Here is a 16,023-nt window from a genome sequence, read left to right as displayed (position 1 = left end):
ATCGTTTCGTCTGGGATGCCGTGGATGATGACCTCGTTTAGCGAGAGGCAGGCGGCGTTTGGAAAGCCGTATAACCCTTTAAAAGCGGGATACGCGCCCTTTGAAGTGATGAAATCGTCGATCTTTTTATCGACTTCGAGTAGGCTAAGACCCGGCTTTATGAATGAAGCTGCGTAATCAAGGGCTTGCGCGACGATCCTGTTCGCCGCGCGAAGCCCCTCTAAATCTTTTTTTGTTTTAAGCAAAATCGCCATTTATAATCCGACCGCGCTTAGGGTCTGATATTTATTCATATAGATCTGCGCTTCGATGCGCCTCATCGTATCGAGTGCGACGGAGACGACGATCAGCACGCTAGTGCCGCCGAAATAAAACGGTACGCCCATAAATTTAACGAGCAGCCACGGGATGACGGTTACGAGGCCGAGATAGATCGAGCCCCAAAACGTAAGGCGGCTAGCGACTTCGTTTAAAAAGCTCGCCGTTCCCTCGCCCGGACGAATACCCGGGATAAATCCGCCCTGCTTCTTTAAATTTTCGCTTATATCTTTTGAATTAAACGCAATCGATGCGTAAAAATACGCAAAAAACACGACCAAAACAAAAGTTAGGAAGTTAAAAAAGTAGTTGCTCGGGCTTAAGAAATCGTGGATCTTTTGGATGATCGGATTGGTGCTTGCCTGCAAAATAGTGGTCGGAAACATCAAAATTGCGCTTGCAAAAATAGGCGGAATGACGCCGCTTAAATTTAGCTTGATCGGCACATAGTTCATAATGCGCTTGTTTTGATTCGCCATCAATACCTTGCGCGAAAACGATACCGGAATTCTGCGTTCACCTAGCTCCACATATAAAATTGCCCCGATAGTAGCCAGGATGATTAGCACGATCGCGATTAGCTTTAAAACGTTCATCTCACCGGTATTTACTAAATTTACAGTACTTCCGATCGCTCTAGGGATGGCACTTACGATACCTGCAAAGATAATAAGGCTAGTGCCGTTACCGACGCCGCGCTGCGTAATCTGCTCGCCGATCCACATCAAAAGCATGGTGCCTGCCAGCATCGAAATGCACGAGATGAAAACAAACTCGTTGGTATTCTCCGCCATTATCGCAGGCGCTCCGGTCTGTCCGTGGATGCCCTGTAAACCGATGCTAACGCCGATGGATTGAACCATAGCGATTGCGATGGTGGCGTATCGGATGATCTGCATATATTTCTGCATACCGTCGCGCTCTTTTTTGAGCTTGCCTAAATTTGGGAAGGTCGCGGCGAGCAGCTCCATAATGATCGAAGCGGTAATATAAGGCATAATGCCTAGCGAGATAACGCTGAATCGCTCCGCCGCGTTACCGCTAAACATATTAAACATTCCAAAAGCGTTGTTGCTATTGCTTTGAAAAAATTGCTTTATAACCTCAACGTCCACTCCCGGAACCGGCACGTAAGCTAGCAACCTATAGGCAAAAAGAAAGCCCAAAGTAATGAGAATTTTGTTGCGTAGCGATTTATTCATTATTTTTGTCCGCTAAATTTTACGTTCTCGTCTTTAATCTTGCTAGCGAGTGCTTTTGCGCCTACGCCGATCAGCTTGATCTTTTTAACGGAATTTGAAATTTTATGAACTGACTTGATGCTTTCGACCGTGATCTCGCTAAGATCTTTGATGGCTTCGATTTTATCGACGTTAATCACGTAAGGTTTTTCAAATTTAGAAGTAAAACCTACCTTTGGAAGCCTTCGCTGAATCGGCTGCTGACCGCCCTCGAAGCCTCTTTTTTCATGAGAGCCGGTACGCGCGGTCTGACCCTTGCCACCGCGACCCGCAGTTTTACCTAGGCCACTTCCTTGACCGCGACCCAAGCGCTTAGTAGCGTGAGTCGAGCCTGGGGCTTTTTTAAGATTTTCTAATCCCATCTTTTATCCTTGTTAGTGTTTTAACATACTAAGAGCTTTCATCGTAGCTCTTACGACATTTGAGGAGTTGTTCGAACCTAGCGATTTGGTGAGGATATCTTTAACACCCGCAAGTTCTAAAACCGGGCGCACGGAGCCGCCTGCGATAACGCCGGTACCTTCGCTCGCCGGCTTAAGTAAAATTTTGCTCGCATTGTATTTAACTTCAATATCGTGAGTGATGGTAGAGCCGTTTAAATTTACCTTGATGATATTTTTAAACGCATCGTCTACCGCCTTTTTAATCGCGTCTGGAACCTCTTTGGATTTGCCGAAGCCAAAGCCTACTAGACCGTTTCTGTTACCTACCACTACGAGCGCGGTAAATCTAAACCTTCTACCGCCCTTAACGACCTTCGTAACCCTACCGATATTGACGATTACCTCTTCGAATTCTTCTCTATTATACTTTTCCACAATCATTCCTTTGGGTTATAGTTTGATGCCGTTTTGGCGTAGCGACTCGGCAAAGCTTGCGATTACGCCATGATACAAATAGCCATTGCGATCGAAAATCGCTTCAGAAATGCCTTTATCCTTTAGCTTGGAAGCTAAATCTTTAGCTAGGCTAGCCGCGCCCTCTTTGTTCGCCTTTAAATTTAAAACCTTGCCGCTGCTGGCGCACAAAGTTACGCTCGCCGCGTCGTCGATAGCCTGAGCGTAAACGGTTCTATTGGATTTGAAAATAGAAATTCTAGGGCAAGATGCGACGCCTGAAATTTTAGCGCGAATTCTTCTTTTTCTCTTGATTCTTAAAGAGATCTTTCTTTTTAATACGTTCTGTGTCATTTCTCAACCCTTATTTCTTAGCTGTTTTTCCGGCTTTGCGGATGATATGCTCTTCAAGATACTTGATGCCTTTACCCTTGTATGGCTCAGGCGGTCTGAATCCTCTGATCTCGGCTGCTACTTGACCTACTTGCTGCTTGTCGTCGCCTTTGATGGTTACGACGTTTTTATCTACGGAAATTTCAATTCCCTTTGGAGATTCAAAATTTATCGGATGCGAAAAGCCCAAATTTAGCTCAAGCACCTTGCCTTTCATCGCAGCTCTGTAGCCGACGCCGTTGATTTCGAGCTGTTTTGAAAAGCCCTCGGTAAGACCAAGGACGATATTGTTGGCTAAAGCGCGGTATGTTCCCCAATACGCCCTGCTCTGTCTATCCTCGCCCTTAGGTGAGAATTCTATCTTTCCGTCTTCGATTTTTACATCGACATGACCTTTTAAATCAAGCTCTTTTTCGTTATTCGATTTTTTAAATTTTAACGACGAGCCGTCTATTTTGACCTCTAAGCCGCTTGGAATAGAGATCGGTTTTTTACCAATTCTTGACATAATTTTCCTTTTTATTTGTCTAGGGTATGTCTACTTTTACGAATGGATACCACAATGCCATAAAAAGTAGAAACTTCTTACCAGATCGTGCAAAGCACTTCGCCGCCGACGCCCGCTTTGTGCGCGTCGATACCGCTCATAACGCCTTTACTTGTGCTAACGACGACGGTTCCATAGCCGTTTTTGAAGCGCTTGATCTCATCTTTGCCTTGATATACGCGGCGACCCGGAGTCGAAATTCTTTTAACTTCGTTTATCACACTCCTGCCCTTTTCATCGTATTTAAGCACTACGTTGATGATCTTTTTATTGTTTTCCTCTACTACGTTGTAGCTCTCGATATAGCCCTTCTCGGCTAAAATTTTAAGCATAGCCTCGACTACGTTTGAGTGAAAAAGCTTAGTCGTATCTAGCCTTCGCATCGCAGCATTTCTGATGCGAGTTAGTCCATCTGAAATAAGATCGTTAATCATCTCTTCTCCTTACCAGCTTGCTTTTTTTAGACCTGGGATCAAGCCCTCGTTTGCCATCTTGCGAAGGCAAACGCGACAAATTCCAAAATCCTTATAAACGGAGTGCGGACGACCGCAAATTTGACATCTGGTATATGCGCGAGTGCTAAATTTAGCGGGGCGTTTCGCCTTGGCTACCATTGATTTTTTTGCCATATCATTTTCCTTTTGCAAAAGGCATGCCGAATAACTCTAGCAATTTAAATGCCTCTTTATCGTTATTTGTAGTCGTTACGACGGTTATATTCATACCGTGAGTTCTTAAAATTTGATCGTATTCGACCTCAGGGAACATTAGCTGCTCTTGCAAGCCGAAGTTGTAATTGCCGCGTCCGTCAAAACCCGCTCTAGGTAGTCCTCGGAAATCCTTAACTCTAGGAAGCGCGATAGAGATCAGTTTGTCTAGGAAGGCAAACATCTGCTCCTTTCGTAACGTAACCATTATACCTACCGGGAAACCTTCGCGCACTTTAAAGCCGGCAACCGATTTTTTTGCATTGACGATAAGCGCTTTTTGGCCTGCGATCAGCGAGATAGTATCGGCCATATTTTGAAGCACTTTTTGATCTTTACTCGACTCGCCCGTTCCTACGCTGATAACGATCTTTTCAAGCGCCGGGATAAGCATAGGATTTTTTATATCAAATTCTTTCTGCAAAGCAGCTCTGATGGAATTAGCGTATTTATCTTTTAGTCTGCTCATAATCAACCCTCTACCAACGCAACGTTTGAAATATCCATAGGCATCTCTTTGCTTGTAAAGCCGCCTTGCGGATTTTGCTCGGTTGGTTTGATAGCCTTTTTAGCCATTTTACAACCCTCGACGATAACTTGAGCTTTTTTAGGAAACACTGCCTTAACGATGCCTGTTTTACCCTTATCGTCACCTGCGATGATCTTTACTTGATCGCCTTTTTTAATCTTAAATTTTACTGCCATTATAAAACCTCCGGAGCCAGCGAAACGATCTTCATAAAACCGCCGTATCTGACCTCTCTACCGATAGGACCGAAAATACGAGTGCCGATCGGCTCTTTTTTTGAATCCAGAATAACGGCTGCGTTCTCATCGAATCTAATTAGCGAGCCGTTGCCTCTGTGCAACTCTTTAGTCGTACGAACGACTACGGCTTTTACTACTTGACCGCGCTTAATCTTGCCGTTAGGGAGCGCTTTTTTTACAGAGCAAACGATAATATCGCCGATTGTGGCGTATCTTCTTTTGCTGCCGCCCAAAACTTTAATACACATAAGTTCTTTTGCGCCGCTATTATCAGCTACCGCAAGTCTGGTAAAACTCTGTATCATTATTCAACTCCTGTTTTCAAAACCGCTTTTAAGCGAAACGATTTTCTAGCGCTTAGCGGTCTGCACTCGATCGCAGATATGGTATCGCCGATCTTTACGACGTTGTTCTCATCGTGGATCAGATATTTTTTAAATCTTTTTACGATCTTTCTATATCTAGGGTGCATAACCCTTCGCTCTACCAAAACGGTAGCTGTTTTATCGCCCGCCTTCTTTACGACTACGCCTTGAATTTCTCTTTTAAATGCCATAACCTATCCTTATTTCGCTTTAATAGCGGTGTTGATTCTAGCGATATCTTTTTTGATAGCGCGAATCTCGTTAGGATTGCTTAGCTGCATAGTTTTTAGCTTTTGTCTAGCCGTAAATAAAAGCAACTTACTTTGTTTCAACATAGAATTTAGCTCAGCCAAATCTTTATCTTTCAAATCAGTATATTTCATTTTCGCTTTCCCTACTTACGATTTTCGTTTTAAAAGGTAGTTTATGAATCGAAAGCATAAGCGCCTCTTTAGCAACCTCTTCGCTAACGCCGGTCATCTCGAAAATGATCCTGCCCGGTTTTATATTCATTACCCACTCTTCTACGCCGCTCTTACCCTTACCCATACGAGTTTGTAGAGGTTTTTTGGTAAGCGGTTTGTCTGGGAATACCTTAATCCAAATTTTAGCTTGACGATTCACGAAGCGCGTCATCGCGACACGAGCCGCTTCGATCTGGCGAGAATTTACCCTACCCGCCTCTACCGCTTTGATACCGAAATCGCCGAACGTCAAGGAATTTCCTCTCGTCGCATAGCCGCGATTGCGACCTTTCATCATCTTGCGGTATTTTGTTCTTTTTGGCATCAACATAACTATTTACCTCTTCTTGGTCTACGTGTTTTTTTAGGCGCATCGTCGGTCTTTTCGGCCTGGATGCCTTTTTGTAAAATTTCACCCTTAAAGATCCAAACCTTAATGCCGATATTACCGTAGGTCGTATGCGCTTCGGCAAAGCCGTAATCGATCCTAGCCCTTAGAGTATGAAGCGGAACGCGTCCCTCCAAATACCATTCGGTTCTAGCCATCTCCGCACCGCCCAAGCGACCTGCGACGCAAATTTTAATTCCCTTTGCGCCTGCTTTTTGAGCGCCTTGGATGACTTTTTTCATAGCGCGGCGGAATGCAACGCGACGCTCTAGCTGCATAGCTACGTTTTCCGCAGCCAAAAGTGCGTTCGAGCCTACTTTGCGCTCCTCTTTGATATTAATGGCTATGTCTTTATTGACTAGCTTAACGACTTCGCTTCTTAAATTTTCGACCTCACCGCCTTTTTTGCCGATGATGATACCCGGCCTTGCGGCTACGATCGTTACGCGAATTTTCTTAGCCGTTCTTTCGATCAAAATTTGGCTAATTCCCGCATAATAAAGCTTAGCTTTTAAAAATTTGCGGATCTTATAATCCTCGCCGATACTCTCGGAAAGCGTCGCTTTAGAAGGAAACCATCTAGACTCCCAATTTCGATTAATTCCTAATCTTAAACCGATCGGATTTACTTTCTGTCCCATTTACGCTTCCTTCTTACTTGGTTTTGCTACTTCGACGATAATGTGCGAAGTAGGCTTGCGGATACGGCTAGCCGTACCTCTGGCGCGCGGACGAAATCTCTTAAGCACGGGACCCGCATCCACTCGGCAGCTTGTAACTACGACCTCTTCAGGCTCAAAGCCGCCGTTTGCGACCGCGCTTGAAATCGCCGTAGCGATATATTTCGCGCCGCGATTAGGCGTAAATTCTAAAGTAGCAAGGGCAAATTCCGCATTCATGCCTTGAATTTGTTTTGCGATAAGTCTTGCTTTTGTCGGCGAAAGGCGAACAAATTTAATAGTTGATTTACTCATATTCTATCCTTACTTGCCGATCTTTTTCTGCACGGAGCCTTTGTGGCCCTTGAAAGTGCGTGTAGGAGCGAACTCGCCTAATTTATAACCGATATGATGCTCGGTGACGTAAACCGGGATAAAATTCTTTCCGTTATGAACGTTAAACGTAAGTCCGATCATCTCAGGCACGATCGTGCTTCGTCTCGACCAAGTCTTGATCGGTTTGTTATCGCCGGCTTTCTTTGCCGCAACGACTTTTTTCATTACGTGATCATCTACGAAAGGACCTTTTTTTAGCGATCTAGCCATTTTTATTTTCCTTTCCTTCTTGAAATTATAAGCTTATCGCTCGCTTTTTTATGGCGAGTTTTATAACCCTTCGTCGGTTTGCCCCACGGAGTTACCGGATGGCGGCCGGAGTTTTTCTTACCCTCGCCACCGCCGTGTGGGTGATCGACCGGGTTCATTGCAGAACCTCTGGTTTGAGGACGGATACCTCTGTGGCGATTGCGTCCGGCTTTACCGATGACGACGTTTGCCCACTCTTCGTTACCCACTACGCCGATACTAGCCATGCACTCTGCGAGCACTCTTCTCATCTCGCCGCTAGGCAGACGTAAAATGACATATTTTTCCTCTTTACCCATAAGCTGAGCATAGCCTCCAGCGCTACGTGCCATTTGAGCACCTTTGCCCGGTTTTAACTCGATATTATGCAGGATAGTTCCCACAGGGATATTTTTCATCTTCATCGCGTTGCCAGGTTTAATATCTAATCCGCCCTCGGCAGCGGCTACCACGTCGCCCACTTTAAGATCGTTAGGCTTGATGATGTAGCGCTTCTCGCCGTCTGCGTATGAGATCAGCGCGATACGGCAGTTGCGATTCGGATCGTATTCGATCGCCTCGACCTTGCCGGCAACGCCGAATTTATTTCGCTTAAAATCGATAATTCTATAAAGTTTAGCAGCTCCTGCTTGTTTATGGCGGCTAGTAATGCGACCGTTATTGTTCCTTCCGGCAGCGGCAGGAATTTTAACGAGCAAGCCTCTAACGCTAGCTTTTGCAGTGATATCCTCGCTGCTAAGCCCGGTCATAAATCTTCTACTTGGAGTATAGGGTTTATAAGTTTTAATCGCCATTTTACGCCTCCACGCTTTCTAGGCTTACGCCTTCAGGTAGTTTGACGTAGAATTTTTTCACATCGTTTCTAGCGCCAGTTCTGCCTTTAAATCTTTTTACTTTGCCATCTTGTCTTAAAGAATTTATCTTTAGCGGAGTAATCCCGAAATAGTTCTTCAAAACGCTCTTTAGTCCGTTTTTCGTAACCGACGGGCTAGTTTGGATAACGACCACGCCGTTTTCTTGAAGACCGAGAGACTTTTCCGTATAAAGGATCGTTTTGATATCTGTTATATCTGCCATTTTAGTCCTCTTTCACTATTGATTCAAATGCCGCTTTTTCGAATACGACCGAGCCGTAAACTGCGATTAGGTAAGCATTGACCTCGCTTGCATCGATGACATAGCAATTTTTTAGATTTCTATAGGCCAAAAGAGTTTGCGCGTCCAGCTCGTTTTTAACGATTAGCGCATCTCTAACGCCCAGTTTCTTAATAAAATTTGCCGCATCTTTGGTTTTACCGCTTTTTAGCTCCAAATCATCGAATATAAAAATTTTACCCTCGTTTGCTTTCTCATTGATAGCAAATTCCAACGCAAGGCGTTTTTGCTTTTTATTGACCTTCTGCTCGTAATTTCGCTCATTAGTTGGACCGAATGCGACCGCGCCGCCTACCCAGACATTGGTTCTCGTTGAGCCCGCTCTAGCGCCGCCGCGACCCTTTTGTCGCCATGGTTTTTTGCCGCCGCCGCTAACTTCCGCGCGAGTTTTAGCGTTAGCCGTATTTGCACGAAGCGAAGCAAGGTAAGATTTGACGTACAAATATAGATTGTGCGAATTGACTTCCGAAAATTTCACAGGAATTTCAATTTCGCTTGCTTTTTCCAGTTTTTCGTTAAGCACGCTTACTTTACTCATTTTACTATCCTTATTCTGCCCATTGCGCCGTTAAATCCAGGAACCGAGCCTTTAAGCACTAAAATTTTATTCTCGGCATCAAAGCTTACGACTTCGTTTTTAGCAGTGATCGTTTCGTTTCCAGTGTGCCCCGCCATCCTCATACCAGGCTGAACGCGACCCGGCCACTCGCAGTTGCCGATCGAGCCCGGTCTTCGGTGAAAGCGGCTGCCGTGCGCTGCAGGACCGCCCGCAAAGCCATGGCGCTTAATGACACCCTGATAACCTTTACCCTTGGATTTAAAGCTTACTTTGACGATCTTGGCTTCGCTCAAAACATCTAAATTTTGATCGCCAAGCTCGGCATTTTCTAAGCTTAGAGTCGCAAATTTATTAAATTCCTTGCTTAGGCTATATTTCTTTTGAATTCCGGCGATAGCTTTGTTATACGCTTTTCCGTCTGCGTAGGCTACGATAGCTTTTTTCTCATCGCAAACTTCGCAAATTTTGGTATTGATAAGTCGCAAAAGAGTCACGGGCGTGCTGCTCGTGTCGATCGTCCTACTCATACCTATTTTTTCTACAATATATTCCATTGTTTTACCCCTTATTTGCCCATCGCGTGAACTTCGACGTTGACTTCCGGAGCCAAATCAAGCTTAGTTAGCGAATCAACCGTATCTGGCGTAGCCGCTACGATGTCTAGCATACGAGCGTGAATTTTCATCTCAAACTGCTCTCTGGAGTCTTTATTTACGTGCGGAGATCTTAAAACGGTGTAGCGTTTAATCTTCGTAGGCATCGGCACGGGACCTCTGACGTCCGCACCTGTTCTTTTTACGGCTTCAACGATAGCCGAAACTGTGCGATCTAAAACTCGATGGTCATAAGCCTTGAGTTTTAACCTAATTTTTTGCATCACTTTTCCTTAATAAAGAACTTGTCGCAACGCGCGACCTTTTGTTTCAAACAAAAGACGCACATTATATAAAAGCGCTCCGGCTTTGTCAAGAAAATAGCCAAATTTTATGGAAATATTTCCTTTTAATAAGGAAAAATATATAGAATTTCGAAAATTTTTAGGGTGCTGGAAATTTTCAATACAAAAATTTTAGATAAATTTGAAATAGATATAAAAATTTCATAGGATTTTTCAGATTTATTTCCTTTTAATAAGGAAAATTTTAAAATACTCGCCATGAATGATCTAAAATTTTTTTACGAAAATCCACCGGAATTTGCGGGCTTTATCCCGCGCAAAAGAGGTATAAACTCTCCCAAAACTATAATATACGGAGTGCTAAATTCCGGCAAAAGCGCCGTGCTGAAAAATGAAATTTCGGAACTTAAAAAAGATGAAATTTTGTACCTAAATTTAGCCGATCTACGCCTTGAAGAGGCGGTAGCGAATGATGGAATTTTTGTGGCTAGAAATAGTGCGGACAATACAAAGGCTAGCGCAGCAAATGAATATGAAATAAGTAGAGAAGCTACGTTAGACGCGGAAATTTCGGATACGGGCGAATTTTACCGCGCCGCCGTAAAAAATACAGATACAAAAAACGCAAGCGCAAATGGCTCAAACAACGCAAAAAATGCGGAGTCCGATGGCGCAAAAAGCAGGAGCGAGAATTTCTTCCGCGAGATCAAAGAATTTTTAGCCGCCAACGAGCAAATTTCATCGCTTTTTTTGGATAATTTTAGTAGCGCCGATTTTGAAATTTCATCGCTTCAAAGCTTCGCTGGGGGGCTAAATTTAAAGCGTTTTATCATCTCTACTCGCGATAAAGAGTTGGTCCTGCCGGGCTTTGAGCGGCTTGAGCTTTTGCCGCTTTCATTTGAAGAATTTATCGCCTTCGATAAGCGCCACAACGAGATAAACTCGATGATTTCGGCGTTTTTAGCCCAAGGCGGCGGCGCAAAAAATCCCTTCATAGCGCCTGCCGAAATTTTAGAATTCGAGCAGAGTCTGCTTACGGCAAACTTTAGCCGCACGGAAATTTTAATCCTCAAAGAGTGCCTAAGCTTCGTCCACGCCGCATTTAGCGCAAATAAAATTTACACCGCGCTAAAGCCGCGCATCAAGATCTCCAAAGACGCCGTATACGGCACTATCGCCAAACTTGAGCGGGAAAATTTCATCAGATTTTTAAGCAAAGCGGGCGAGCCCGCGCGCGCAAAAAAACTATATTTTTCACATTTTAATATGCGAGAAATTTTAACAAGCAAAAAGGACTTCTCGAAAAAATTTGCCAACGTCCTTTTTTGCGAGCTTTTGGGGCTAAATACGCCGATTTTTTACACAAAAGAGCTGGATTTTTACCTGCCTGCTCTAAAAATGGGGGTTCTCGTCATTCCTTTCAGCGACGCAGACATCATCTTTTTAAAATTCCGCAAAATCTTAAGCGCGCTCAAGAGACTCGGTATCACGAGCTTAAAAGTCGTTTCTATGGCAAACTCCGGTAGGCTCGAGATTGAGGGTATTCGCTGCGATGTCGTGCCGTTTCATGAGTTCGTGCTTAGCTTCTAATTATTGACATTTCATATCATAAAAATATAAATTTTATGATATAATTTTGGCAAACCCATATCAATTACGCAAGGGAAAGCCGATGATCAAATTAAAAGACAAACTCATTTATGAAACGCTAAAACTGGTCGAATCACAAGGTAAAGGGGGACTTTTATGTCGCAATAAGCAAAGCGATGCGGAGTTTATGAGTCCCGTAAACGAATTCGCAGCTGCGAGTGGGCGCAACTACACCTCGGTCAAATCGACTCTTGATATAATTCATAAAAACTGGGGCTATCTGCAGCGCGAAAGCATTAAGGATACGGGGCTTGATGCGGGCAAGGCGTCGAAGATTTTCATCTACCGCCTATGCGAGGCAGGGCGAAGCTTTATCGAAAAATACGAAAAAGTGCTCGTCCAAAACGCCGACAAATAGCCCAAAATTAAAAATTTTAAGCGCCAATTAGATAGAATTCTTTAATTTCACGTGGAGCGACAGAATTTCATTTTTATGCGACTCGCCTTAAAAAAAGGAGATGAAAATGCTGGATTTTATAGTAAAAATGTTCGCATGGAAAGCTGAGTGGGAGGTAAAAAAGGAATATGACAAAGAATTTGGTGATCTATCCTCCATGCGCTCAATCTTGCGCTTTATAATACTTCTTATCATACTTAGCATTTTGATTAAATTTCAATTAAGCATATGAAAGATACATTTTTAGACATTGCGCTCGTTTTATTTGGCATCGCTATGCTCGTCACAATGCGACAAAAATCTTTATTAAAATTTACAATCTTCGTCGTGATTTTAGCGCTCGCCAGAGAGTTAATCATCAGGCTTTATGCCTAGTTTCGACGAAACCGACGCGGATGGAATTTAAAATTTAAACGACAAAATGACGGCTCGGCAGAATTCGGCGGGCGCAAATTTTAAATTTTGCCGTAACTACACTATGCTTTTATCGTCGTTAGTAAATTCTACCGCACTTCAAGAATTGCCGCATCTATAAATCCAGCCTTTATCGTCAATGACAGTTTTACCCGCGCCGAGGATTTGCGCTTGATGTTGCGCTTTCTGCTATCAGTGGCGGAATTTCACTCGTGCGAACACGGCGGATTTTTTGCGGTGGCAGCAAAAATCATAAACCAAAAGAGCGGGTTAGAGCATAAATTTTATAACGCTATAACGCTTAAATTCCGCAGAAGCCTAAATTAGCGCAATGCAAGTGCAGAATTCAATCAAAAAATTTCAAACTTAGTAGCAAAATTCCGTGCGCTGAAATCTTAAAATTTTATTTCATAAAATTCCGAAATTTAGGAATTAAATTTTGCAGTGAGACGGCAAATTTTACTTCGCAATTAAAATTCTCACACAAACTATCCACGAAAATTCCAAAATTTCATCATCATAAAATTTTAAAATTCCAATGTCGTATTGCAAATCTATTATTTTATAAAACGGAGTGAAAAGCGAAATTTTGTATAAATTACACTCGAAAATTTGACGAATTCTCGCGCAAACTGGCTCGAAATTTCGCCCTGCCTACTCCACGTATCCAATAAATTCGCCATCGAAAGTATGCCTAACGTCGCCGCGAAAGTAAATTTTGCCTCCATCCCCTAAGCGCAAATTTAGCGTTTCGCCGCTTGCAGGTATCACGCGGATATCGGGAGCTAGCCCCATATTTTCGACGCCTGCGATGAAGCATGCCGCCATCCCCGTACCGCATGCGAGAGTTTCTGCCTCTACGCCACGCTCAAAGGTGCGCACCTTTAAAATTTTGCTTGCGAGGCGACTTTGAACTAACGCATAATTAACGTTAGCGTTATACTTTTCACGCAGATCGCGGGCTAGCGCGGCGTCGAACTCATTTAAATCGCTAACAAAAGTTACTAAGTGCGGCACTCCTGTGTTATAAAAATACCACGTTAGCCCTGCCTCCTCAAAGCTCTCGCCCAGGCGCTTAGGGCGAGTTAACATTACCTCTACGTTAGCTACTAACGCGTGAGCGTTAGGACGCAGATTGAAAATCTCGCCGAAGCTTACATTGCGTAGCTCGCCGCGCATGCTCTCGCTCAAATTTCCGCCGAAAATACCGAAAATTTCACCGCTAATTACGCCTGCGCCGCTTAGGAATTTCATACTTTGCGCGGCCAAAAAATTTTCATACGCATACATGCATACCGCTCGCGAGCCGTTGCCGCACATATCGGCGCTACTGCCGTCGCTATTATAAAATTCCCACTCGAAATTTATCCCCTCGATACCGTTAAATTTCGGTAGTACGACGATGAGCCCGTCGGCGCCTACTCCATCGCGCCTATCACATAGCTCACGCGCTAGCTTGGATCTATCCGCCTTAACTGAATCCGTAAATATTACGAAATCATTTCCGCTCGCATTATATTTTGAAATTTTCATTATCTACCTCGCAAATTTTTAAAATTACTAACGCTCACTAACGCTTTATTAAAATTTTACTTATATCTAAATTTAAGCGTATCGCTTATTCCTAGGCTTTACTAAGGCTCAATTTACTAACGCATTTTCTTTTGTGAGCTATTTTATTACGCGCCTTTCGCGCTTGATGTTAGAGCCTACCTCATAGCCTTTAAATGCTCGCAAGCATCAAATCTTCCGAGCTTGCAAGCTTTTTCATAAAGCTCGCGTGCCCTCTTTTTATCTTTCGTCACGCCCCAGCCCTTTTCGTATTGATACGCTAAATTTGAGCAGGCTAGCGGCTCGCCACCATTCTCGCACGCCTCGCTAAAATACTTCGCAGCAAGGGCGTGATCCTTTTGCCCGCCGTCGCCCTTAAAATACGTAACGCCCAAATTTACGCACGAATCCATGTGCCCTTGCTCGCAAGCCCTTGTAAAAAATGTCCTGGCCCTGTCCACATCTTTTTTCACGCCTTCACCGAGAGCGTAGCTAAGCCCTAGGTTATGGCACGCCTCTACTTGCCCCATTTTGCAAGCCTTGATCAAAAGCTCGATCGCCTTTTTCACGTCGGGATAGACGCCGAGTCCCTTTTTATAGTTGTATGCGAGGCTCGCGCACCCCTCGCTGCTATTTTTATTGCAGGCGTCGCTGAAAAGCTCATTCGCCCTCTTACGATCCTGCGCCACTCCCTGCCCGTCGTTGTAGAGCAGCCCTAAATAGACGCAGCCCTTCTGCTCGCCGAGCTTGCACGCCCTGTCGTAATAGCGCGCAGCCTGCCTAAAGCTTCTATTTGAGTCGTATGCGTAGCCCAAATTTGCGCAGTCTAGCGCGTTTTCCTCGCCGCCTGCGTCGCAGTTGCGCTGCAGCTCATTTATCACGCGGTTTAGTTTTTTACAATCCATCTCGCTCCCCGCGGCGCAGCCCTTCCTTAGATCGTCGATCTCCGCCGCAGCGCCCGTCGCAAACAGCGCGGAGAGCAAAACCGCTCGCGCCGCAAATTTCAACCGCTCTTTAAGCGGTGCGCTTTTAAATTTTTGAAATTTAGCGCCGCTTTGGGCGCGACTGCTGATTCTCATTGTTTTATCCTTTATTTTAAAATTCATCTTAATTCGCGTAGAAATTTTACGAGCTCTTGCGCAAAGGGCTAAATTTTATCTTTTAGCTCTTTTAAAAATCTCTCCACCGCGGCCTCAAGCGCGATAAGATCGCCTCCATTATCTATCACAAAATCCGCCATAGCGCGCTTTTGCTCTATATCAGTTTGTAGCTCCACACGGTGCTTTGCAGCGGCATGATCTAGCCCGTTTCGCTTCATCACGCGCGAAATCAGCGTATCTTTAGGCGCATAAACGACTGCCACTTTATCAAAAAACTCAGACCTCTTGCCCTCGAAAAACAGCGGAATATCAACGAAATAAAGCTTTCCTTTCGCCTCCAAAGCCTGCGCCTGCGATAAAATTTCAGCCGTTATCTTCGGATGCAGCAGTGCTTCTAGCTTTGCAAGCTCCACGGGGTCTTTAAACACCAGCTCGCCTAGTTTTTTGCGGTCCACAAAAGCGCAAGAATTGGTCAAATTTTCCTCACCTCTGCTGGCATCAAATTTAACCTGTACGTCTTTTTGCACAACGTATTGCGCGCCGAAAATTTGAGCTATCTGCGCGGCGCAGCGATCCAAAATGTCATGCGAAATCTTATCGGCATCGATAATCTCAAATCCGCGATCACGAAGCAGCTCGCAAACCGCACTCTTGCCGCTACCAATGCTGCCCGTGATGACGACTGCGTGTCTAAATTTCAAGGTGAGCCTTTATAGCGTTTTTATTCGATTTTAGCTAAAATCTGCGAAATTATACCATCTTGGAGGATAAAATTTGATAAGCTACAAAGACGCTGGCGTCGATATAGACGCGGGAAATGACTTCGTAGAGGCGATAAAACCATTCGTCAAAGTGACGCAAACTCCGCACGTTTTAGGCGGCATCGGCTCGTTTAGCGGCGCGGTGAGGCTGCCTGCAGGCTACAAAAAACCTGCGATCCTAGGCGCCACCGACGGCGTGGGCACAAA

26 protein-coding genes and 2 pseudogenes are annotated in these 16,023 nt (G+C 44.4%); 3 read left to right on the top strand and 25 right to left on the bottom strand.

Features of this window, described 5'->3' with window-relative positions; translation table 11 throughout:
* From Q0614_RS01105 to rpsJ, 22 genes and pseudogenes are all read right to left on the bottom strand, one after another.
* Nucleotides 1–254 (bottom strand): M24 family metallopeptidase (locus tag Q0614_RS01105; RefSeq protein WP_298785896.1); only part of this gene is annotated, 254 nt, incomplete at its 3' end.
* The gene (gene secY / locus Q0614_RS01100; protein WP_298785894.1) at nt 255–1,520 is read right to left on the bottom strand and encodes a preprotein translocase subunit SecY; all 1,266 of its coding nucleotides are present in this window, start codon (nt 1,518–1,520) and stop codon (nt 255–257) included.
* Complete coding sequence (gene rplO, locus Q0614_RS01095) at nt 1,520–1,921, bottom strand: 50S ribosomal protein L15 (protein WP_177387628.1); 402 nt, start codon at nt 1,919–1,921, stop codon at nt 1,520–1,522. Before rplO ends, secY begins: the two co-directional genes overlap by 1 nt.
* A gap of 12 nt (nt 1,922–1,933) precedes the next feature.
* Nucleotides 1,934–2,377 carry a 30S ribosomal protein S5 gene (gene rpsE / locus Q0614_RS01090; RefSeq protein ID WP_298759966.1) on the bottom strand — a complete coding sequence of 148 codons (444 nt, stop codon included), beginning with the start codon at nt 2,375–2,377 and terminating at the stop codon, nt 1,934–1,936.
* Nucleotides 2,378–2,392: 15 nt separating this feature from the next.
* Nucleotides 2,393–2,749 carry a 50S ribosomal protein L18 gene (gene rplR, locus Q0614_RS01085; protein WP_298028401.1) on the bottom strand — a complete coding sequence of 119 codons (357 nt, stop codon included), beginning with the start codon at nt 2,747–2,749 and terminating at the stop codon, nt 2,393–2,395.
* 10 nt (nt 2,750–2,759) lie between these two features.
* Nucleotides 2,760–3,296: a 50S ribosomal protein L6 gene (gene rplF, locus Q0614_RS01080; protein ID WP_297941608.1), complete on the bottom strand. Its 537-nt coding sequence runs from the start codon at nt 3,294–3,296 to the stop codon at nt 2,760–2,762.
* 77 nt (nt 3,297–3,373) lie between these two features.
* Nucleotides 3,374–3,769 (bottom strand): 30S ribosomal protein S8, encoded by a 396-nt coding sequence (rpsH, locus tag Q0614_RS01075; RefSeq protein WP_005868989.1) that lies wholly within the window; start codon nt 3,767–3,769, stop codon nt 3,374–3,376.
* A gap of 9 nt (nt 3,770–3,778) precedes the next feature.
* Nucleotides 3,779–3,964, bottom strand: a complete 186-nt coding sequence (locus Q0614_RS01070; protein ID WP_005868990.1) for a type Z 30S ribosomal protein S14 — start codon at nt 3,962–3,964, stop codon at nt 3,779–3,781.
* A 1-nt stretch (nt 3,965) separates the two neighbouring features.
* Complete coding sequence (gene rplE, locus Q0614_RS01065; protein WP_297923267.1) at nt 3,966–4,511, bottom strand: 50S ribosomal protein L5; 546 nt, start codon at nt 4,509–4,511, stop codon at nt 3,966–3,968.
* Between the two features lie 2 nt (nt 4,512–4,513).
* The gene (gene rplX / locus Q0614_RS01060; protein ID WP_298099106.1) at nt 4,514–4,747 is read right to left on the bottom strand and encodes a 50S ribosomal protein L24; all 234 of its coding nucleotides are present in this window, start codon (nt 4,745–4,747) and stop codon (nt 4,514–4,516) included.
* Entirely contained in the window at nt 4,747–5,115 is a 369-nt protein-coding gene (gene rplN / locus Q0614_RS01055) for a 50S ribosomal protein L14 (RefSeq protein ID WP_005868993.1), read from the bottom strand. Before rplN ends, rplX begins: the two co-directional genes overlap by 1 nt.
* Nucleotides 5,115–5,366, bottom strand: coding sequence for a 30S ribosomal protein S17 (rpsQ, locus tag Q0614_RS01050; protein WP_005868994.1), 252 nt, complete (start codon nt 5,364–5,366; stop codon nt 5,115–5,117). Before rpsQ ends, rplN begins: the two co-directional genes overlap by 1 nt.
* A 9-nt stretch (nt 5,367–5,375) precedes the next feature.
* Nucleotides 5,376–5,558 (bottom strand): 50S ribosomal protein L29, encoded by a 183-nt coding sequence (gene rpmC, locus Q0614_RS01045; RefSeq protein ID WP_005868995.1) that lies wholly within the window; start codon nt 5,556–5,558, stop codon nt 5,376–5,378.
* Nucleotides 5,545–5,970: a 50S ribosomal protein L16 gene (gene rplP / locus Q0614_RS01040; RefSeq protein WP_005868996.1), complete on the bottom strand. Its 426-nt coding sequence runs from the start codon at nt 5,968–5,970 to the stop codon at nt 5,545–5,547. The genes rpmC and rplP overlap by 14 nt, the downstream gene beginning before the upstream one ends.
* Nucleotides 5,971–5,972: 2 nt before the next feature.
* The gene (gene rpsC / locus Q0614_RS01035; RefSeq protein WP_005868997.1) at nt 5,973–6,668 is read right to left on the bottom strand and encodes a 30S ribosomal protein S3; all 696 of its coding nucleotides are present in this window, start codon (nt 6,666–6,668) and stop codon (nt 5,973–5,975) included.
* Nucleotides 6,669–6,689: 21 nt separating this feature from the next.
* Nucleotides 6,690–7,001, bottom strand: a pseudogene (gene rplV / locus Q0614_RS01030) (50S ribosomal protein L22); the annotation flags it as partial.
* A gap of 9 nt (nt 7,002–7,010) precedes the next feature.
* Nucleotides 7,011–7,292: a 30S ribosomal protein S19 gene (gene rpsS, locus Q0614_RS01025; RefSeq protein WP_005869002.1), complete on the bottom strand. Its 282-nt coding sequence runs from the start codon at nt 7,290–7,292 to the stop codon at nt 7,011–7,013.
* Nucleotides 7,293–7,294: 2 nt separating this feature from the next.
* Nucleotides 7,295–8,125 carry a 50S ribosomal protein L2 gene (gene rplB / locus Q0614_RS01020; RefSeq protein WP_297897660.1) on the bottom strand — a complete coding sequence of 277 codons (831 nt, stop codon included), beginning with the start codon at nt 8,123–8,125 and terminating at the stop codon, nt 7,295–7,297.
* A 1-nt stretch (nt 8,126) separates the two neighbouring features.
* Nucleotides 8,127–8,408 (bottom strand): 50S ribosomal protein L23, encoded by a 282-nt coding sequence (locus tag Q0614_RS01015; protein WP_298028398.1) that lies wholly within the window; start codon nt 8,406–8,408, stop codon nt 8,127–8,129.
* A 1-nt stretch (nt 8,409) separates the two neighbouring features.
* Complete coding sequence (gene rplD, locus Q0614_RS01010; protein ID WP_297944099.1) at nt 8,410–9,024, bottom strand: 50S ribosomal protein L4; 615 nt, start codon at nt 9,022–9,024, stop codon at nt 8,410–8,412.
* Nucleotides 9,021–9,599, bottom strand: a complete 579-nt coding sequence (gene rplC / locus Q0614_RS01005) for a 50S ribosomal protein L3 (RefSeq protein WP_297915212.1) — start codon at nt 9,597–9,599, stop codon at nt 9,021–9,023. The genes rplD and rplC overlap by 4 nt, the downstream gene beginning before the upstream one ends.
* Before the next feature lie 11 nt (nt 9,600–9,610).
* Complete coding sequence (gene rpsJ / locus Q0614_RS01000) at nt 9,611–9,922, bottom strand: 30S ribosomal protein S10 (RefSeq protein WP_005869011.1); 312 nt, start codon at nt 9,920–9,922, stop codon at nt 9,611–9,613.
* A gap of 279 nt (nt 9,923–10,201) precedes the next feature.
* On the opposite strand from rpsJ, the gene Q0614_RS00995 reads away from it, so the two are divergent.
* Together Q0614_RS00995 and Q0614_RS00990 are read left to right on the top strand one after the other, a co-directional pair.
* Nucleotides 10,202–11,533, top strand: coding sequence for a hypothetical protein (locus tag Q0614_RS00995; RefSeq protein WP_298785891.1), 1,332 nt, complete (start codon nt 10,202–10,204; stop codon nt 11,531–11,533).
* 82 nt (nt 11,534–11,615) lie between these two features.
* Nucleotides 11,616–11,951, top strand: coding sequence for a hypothetical protein (locus Q0614_RS00990; RefSeq protein WP_298785889.1), 336 nt, complete (start codon nt 11,616–11,618; stop codon nt 11,949–11,951).
* Between the two features lie 1,107 nt (nt 11,952–13,058).
* Here the strand turns inward: Q0614_RS00990 and dapF are convergent.
* The 3 genes from dapF to coaE all read right to left on the bottom strand — a co-directional run bounded on the left by dapF (nt 13,059) and on the right by coaE (nt 15,756).
* Nucleotides 13,059–13,937 (bottom strand): diaminopimelate epimerase, encoded by an 879-nt coding sequence (dapF, locus tag Q0614_RS00985; protein ID WP_297880894.1) that lies wholly within the window; start codon nt 13,935–13,937, stop codon nt 13,059–13,061.
* Nucleotides 13,938–14,113: 176 nt separating this feature from the next.
* Nucleotides 14,114–15,034, bottom strand: coding sequence for a tetratricopeptide repeat protein (locus Q0614_RS00980; RefSeq protein ID WP_298785887.1), 921 nt, complete (start codon nt 15,032–15,034; stop codon nt 14,114–14,116).
* Between the two features lie 68 nt (nt 15,035–15,102).
* On the bottom strand, nt 15,103–15,756 hold the full coding sequence (gene coaE / locus Q0614_RS00975; RefSeq protein WP_298785886.1) for a dephospho-CoA kinase: 654 nt from the start codon (nt 15,754–15,756) through the stop codon (nt 15,103–15,105).
* 73 nt (nt 15,757–15,829) lie between these two features.
* Between coaE and Q0614_RS00970 the strand changes: the two are divergent.
* A pseudogene (locus Q0614_RS00970) lies at nt 15,830–16,023 on the top strand (phosphoribosylformylglycinamidine cyclo-ligase); the annotation flags it as partial.

Source organism: uncultured Campylobacter sp. (assembly GCF_937997595.1).
Taxonomy (GTDB): domain Bacteria; phylum Campylobacterota; class Campylobacteria; order Campylobacterales; family Campylobacteraceae; genus Campylobacter_B.
The sequence above is the reverse complement of the archived record's forward strand: the minus strand, read 5'-3'. Positions and strand labels throughout refer to the sequence as shown.

What these genes read in the sequence shown, in the direction of transcription:
- rpsC (WP_005868997.1), bottom strand. Translation starts at nt 6,668, where the DNA reads ATGGGACAGAAAGTAAATCCGATCGGTTTAAGATTAGGAATTAATCGA.
- rpsS (WP_005869002.1), bottom strand. Translation starts at nt 7,292, where the DNA reads ATGGCTAGATCGCTAAAAAAAGGTCCTTTCGTAGATGATCACGTAATG.
- Q0614_RS01015 (WP_298028398.1), bottom strand. Translation starts at nt 8,408, where the DNA reads ATGGCAGATATAACAGATATCAAAACGATCCTTTATACGGAAAAGTCT.
- rplP (WP_005868996.1), bottom strand. Translation starts at nt 5,970, where the DNA reads ATGTTGATGCCAAAAAGAACAAAATACCGCAAGATGATGAAAGGTCGC.
- rplF (WP_297941608.1), bottom strand. Translation starts at nt 3,296, where the DNA reads ATGTCAAGAATTGGTAAAAAACCGATCTCTATTCCAAGCGGCTTAGAG.
- secY (WP_298785894.1), bottom strand. Translation starts at nt 1,520, where the DNA reads ATGAATAAATCGCTACGCAACAAAATTCTCATTACTTTGGGCTTTCTT.
- Q0614_RS00980 (WP_298785887.1), bottom strand. Translation starts at nt 15,034, where the DNA reads ATGAGAATCAGCAGTCGCGCCCAAAGCGGCGCTAAATTTCAAAAATTT.
- rplO (WP_177387628.1), bottom strand. Translation starts at nt 1,921, where the DNA reads ATGGGATTAGAAAATCTTAAAAAAGCCCCAGGCTCGACTCACGCTACT.
- Q0614_RS01070 (WP_005868990.1), bottom strand. Translation starts at nt 3,964, where the DNA reads ATGGCAAAAAAATCAATGGTAGCCAAGGCGAAACGCCCCGCTAAATTT.
- Q0614_RS00990 (WP_298785889.1), top strand. Translation starts at nt 11,616, where the DNA reads ATGATCAAATTAAAAGACAAACTCATTTATGAAACGCTAAAACTGGTC.
- rplX (WP_298099106.1), bottom strand. Translation starts at nt 4,747, where the DNA reads ATGGCAGTAAAATTTAAGATTAAAAAAGGCGATCAAGTAAAGATCATC.
- rplB (WP_297897660.1), bottom strand. Translation starts at nt 8,125, where the DNA reads ATGGCGATTAAAACTTATAAACCCTATACTCCAAGTAGAAGATTTATG.
- rplR (WP_298028401.1), bottom strand. Translation starts at nt 2,749, where the DNA reads ATGACACAGAACGTATTAAAAAGAAAGATCTCTTTAAGAATCAAGAGA.
- rpsH (WP_005868989.1), bottom strand. Translation starts at nt 3,769, where the DNA reads ATGATTAACGATCTTATTTCAGATGGACTAACTCGCATCAGAAATGCT.
- rpsQ (WP_005868994.1), bottom strand. Translation starts at nt 5,366, where the DNA reads ATGGCATTTAAAAGAGAAATTCAAGGCGTAGTCGTAAAGAAGGCGGGC.
- rpmC (WP_005868995.1), bottom strand. Translation starts at nt 5,558, where the DNA reads ATGAAATATACTGATTTGAAAGATAAAGATTTGGCTGAGCTAAATTCT.
- rplN (WP_005868993.1), bottom strand. Translation starts at nt 5,115, where the DNA reads ATGATACAGAGTTTTACCAGACTTGCGGTAGCTGATAATAGCGGCGCA.
- rplD (WP_297944099.1), bottom strand. Translation starts at nt 9,024, where the DNA reads ATGAGTAAAGTAAGCGTGCTTAACGAAAAACTGGAAAAAGCAAGCGAA.
- rpsJ (WP_005869011.1), bottom strand. Translation starts at nt 9,922, where the DNA reads ATGCAAAAAATTAGGTTAAAACTCAAGGCTTATGACCATCGAGTTTTA.
- Q0614_RS00995 (WP_298785891.1), top strand. Translation starts at nt 10,202, where the DNA reads ATGAATGATCTAAAATTTTTTTACGAAAATCCACCGGAATTTGCGGGC.
- rplC (WP_297915212.1), bottom strand. Translation starts at nt 9,599, where the DNA reads ATGGAATATATTGTAGAAAAAATAGGTATGAGTAGGACGATCGACACG.
- dapF (WP_297880894.1), bottom strand. Translation starts at nt 13,937, where the DNA reads ATGAAAATTTCAAAATATAATGCGAGCGGAAATGATTTCGTAATATTT.
- rplE (WP_297923267.1), bottom strand. Translation starts at nt 4,511, where the DNA reads ATGAGCAGACTAAAAGATAAATACGCTAATTCCATCAGAGCTGCTTTG.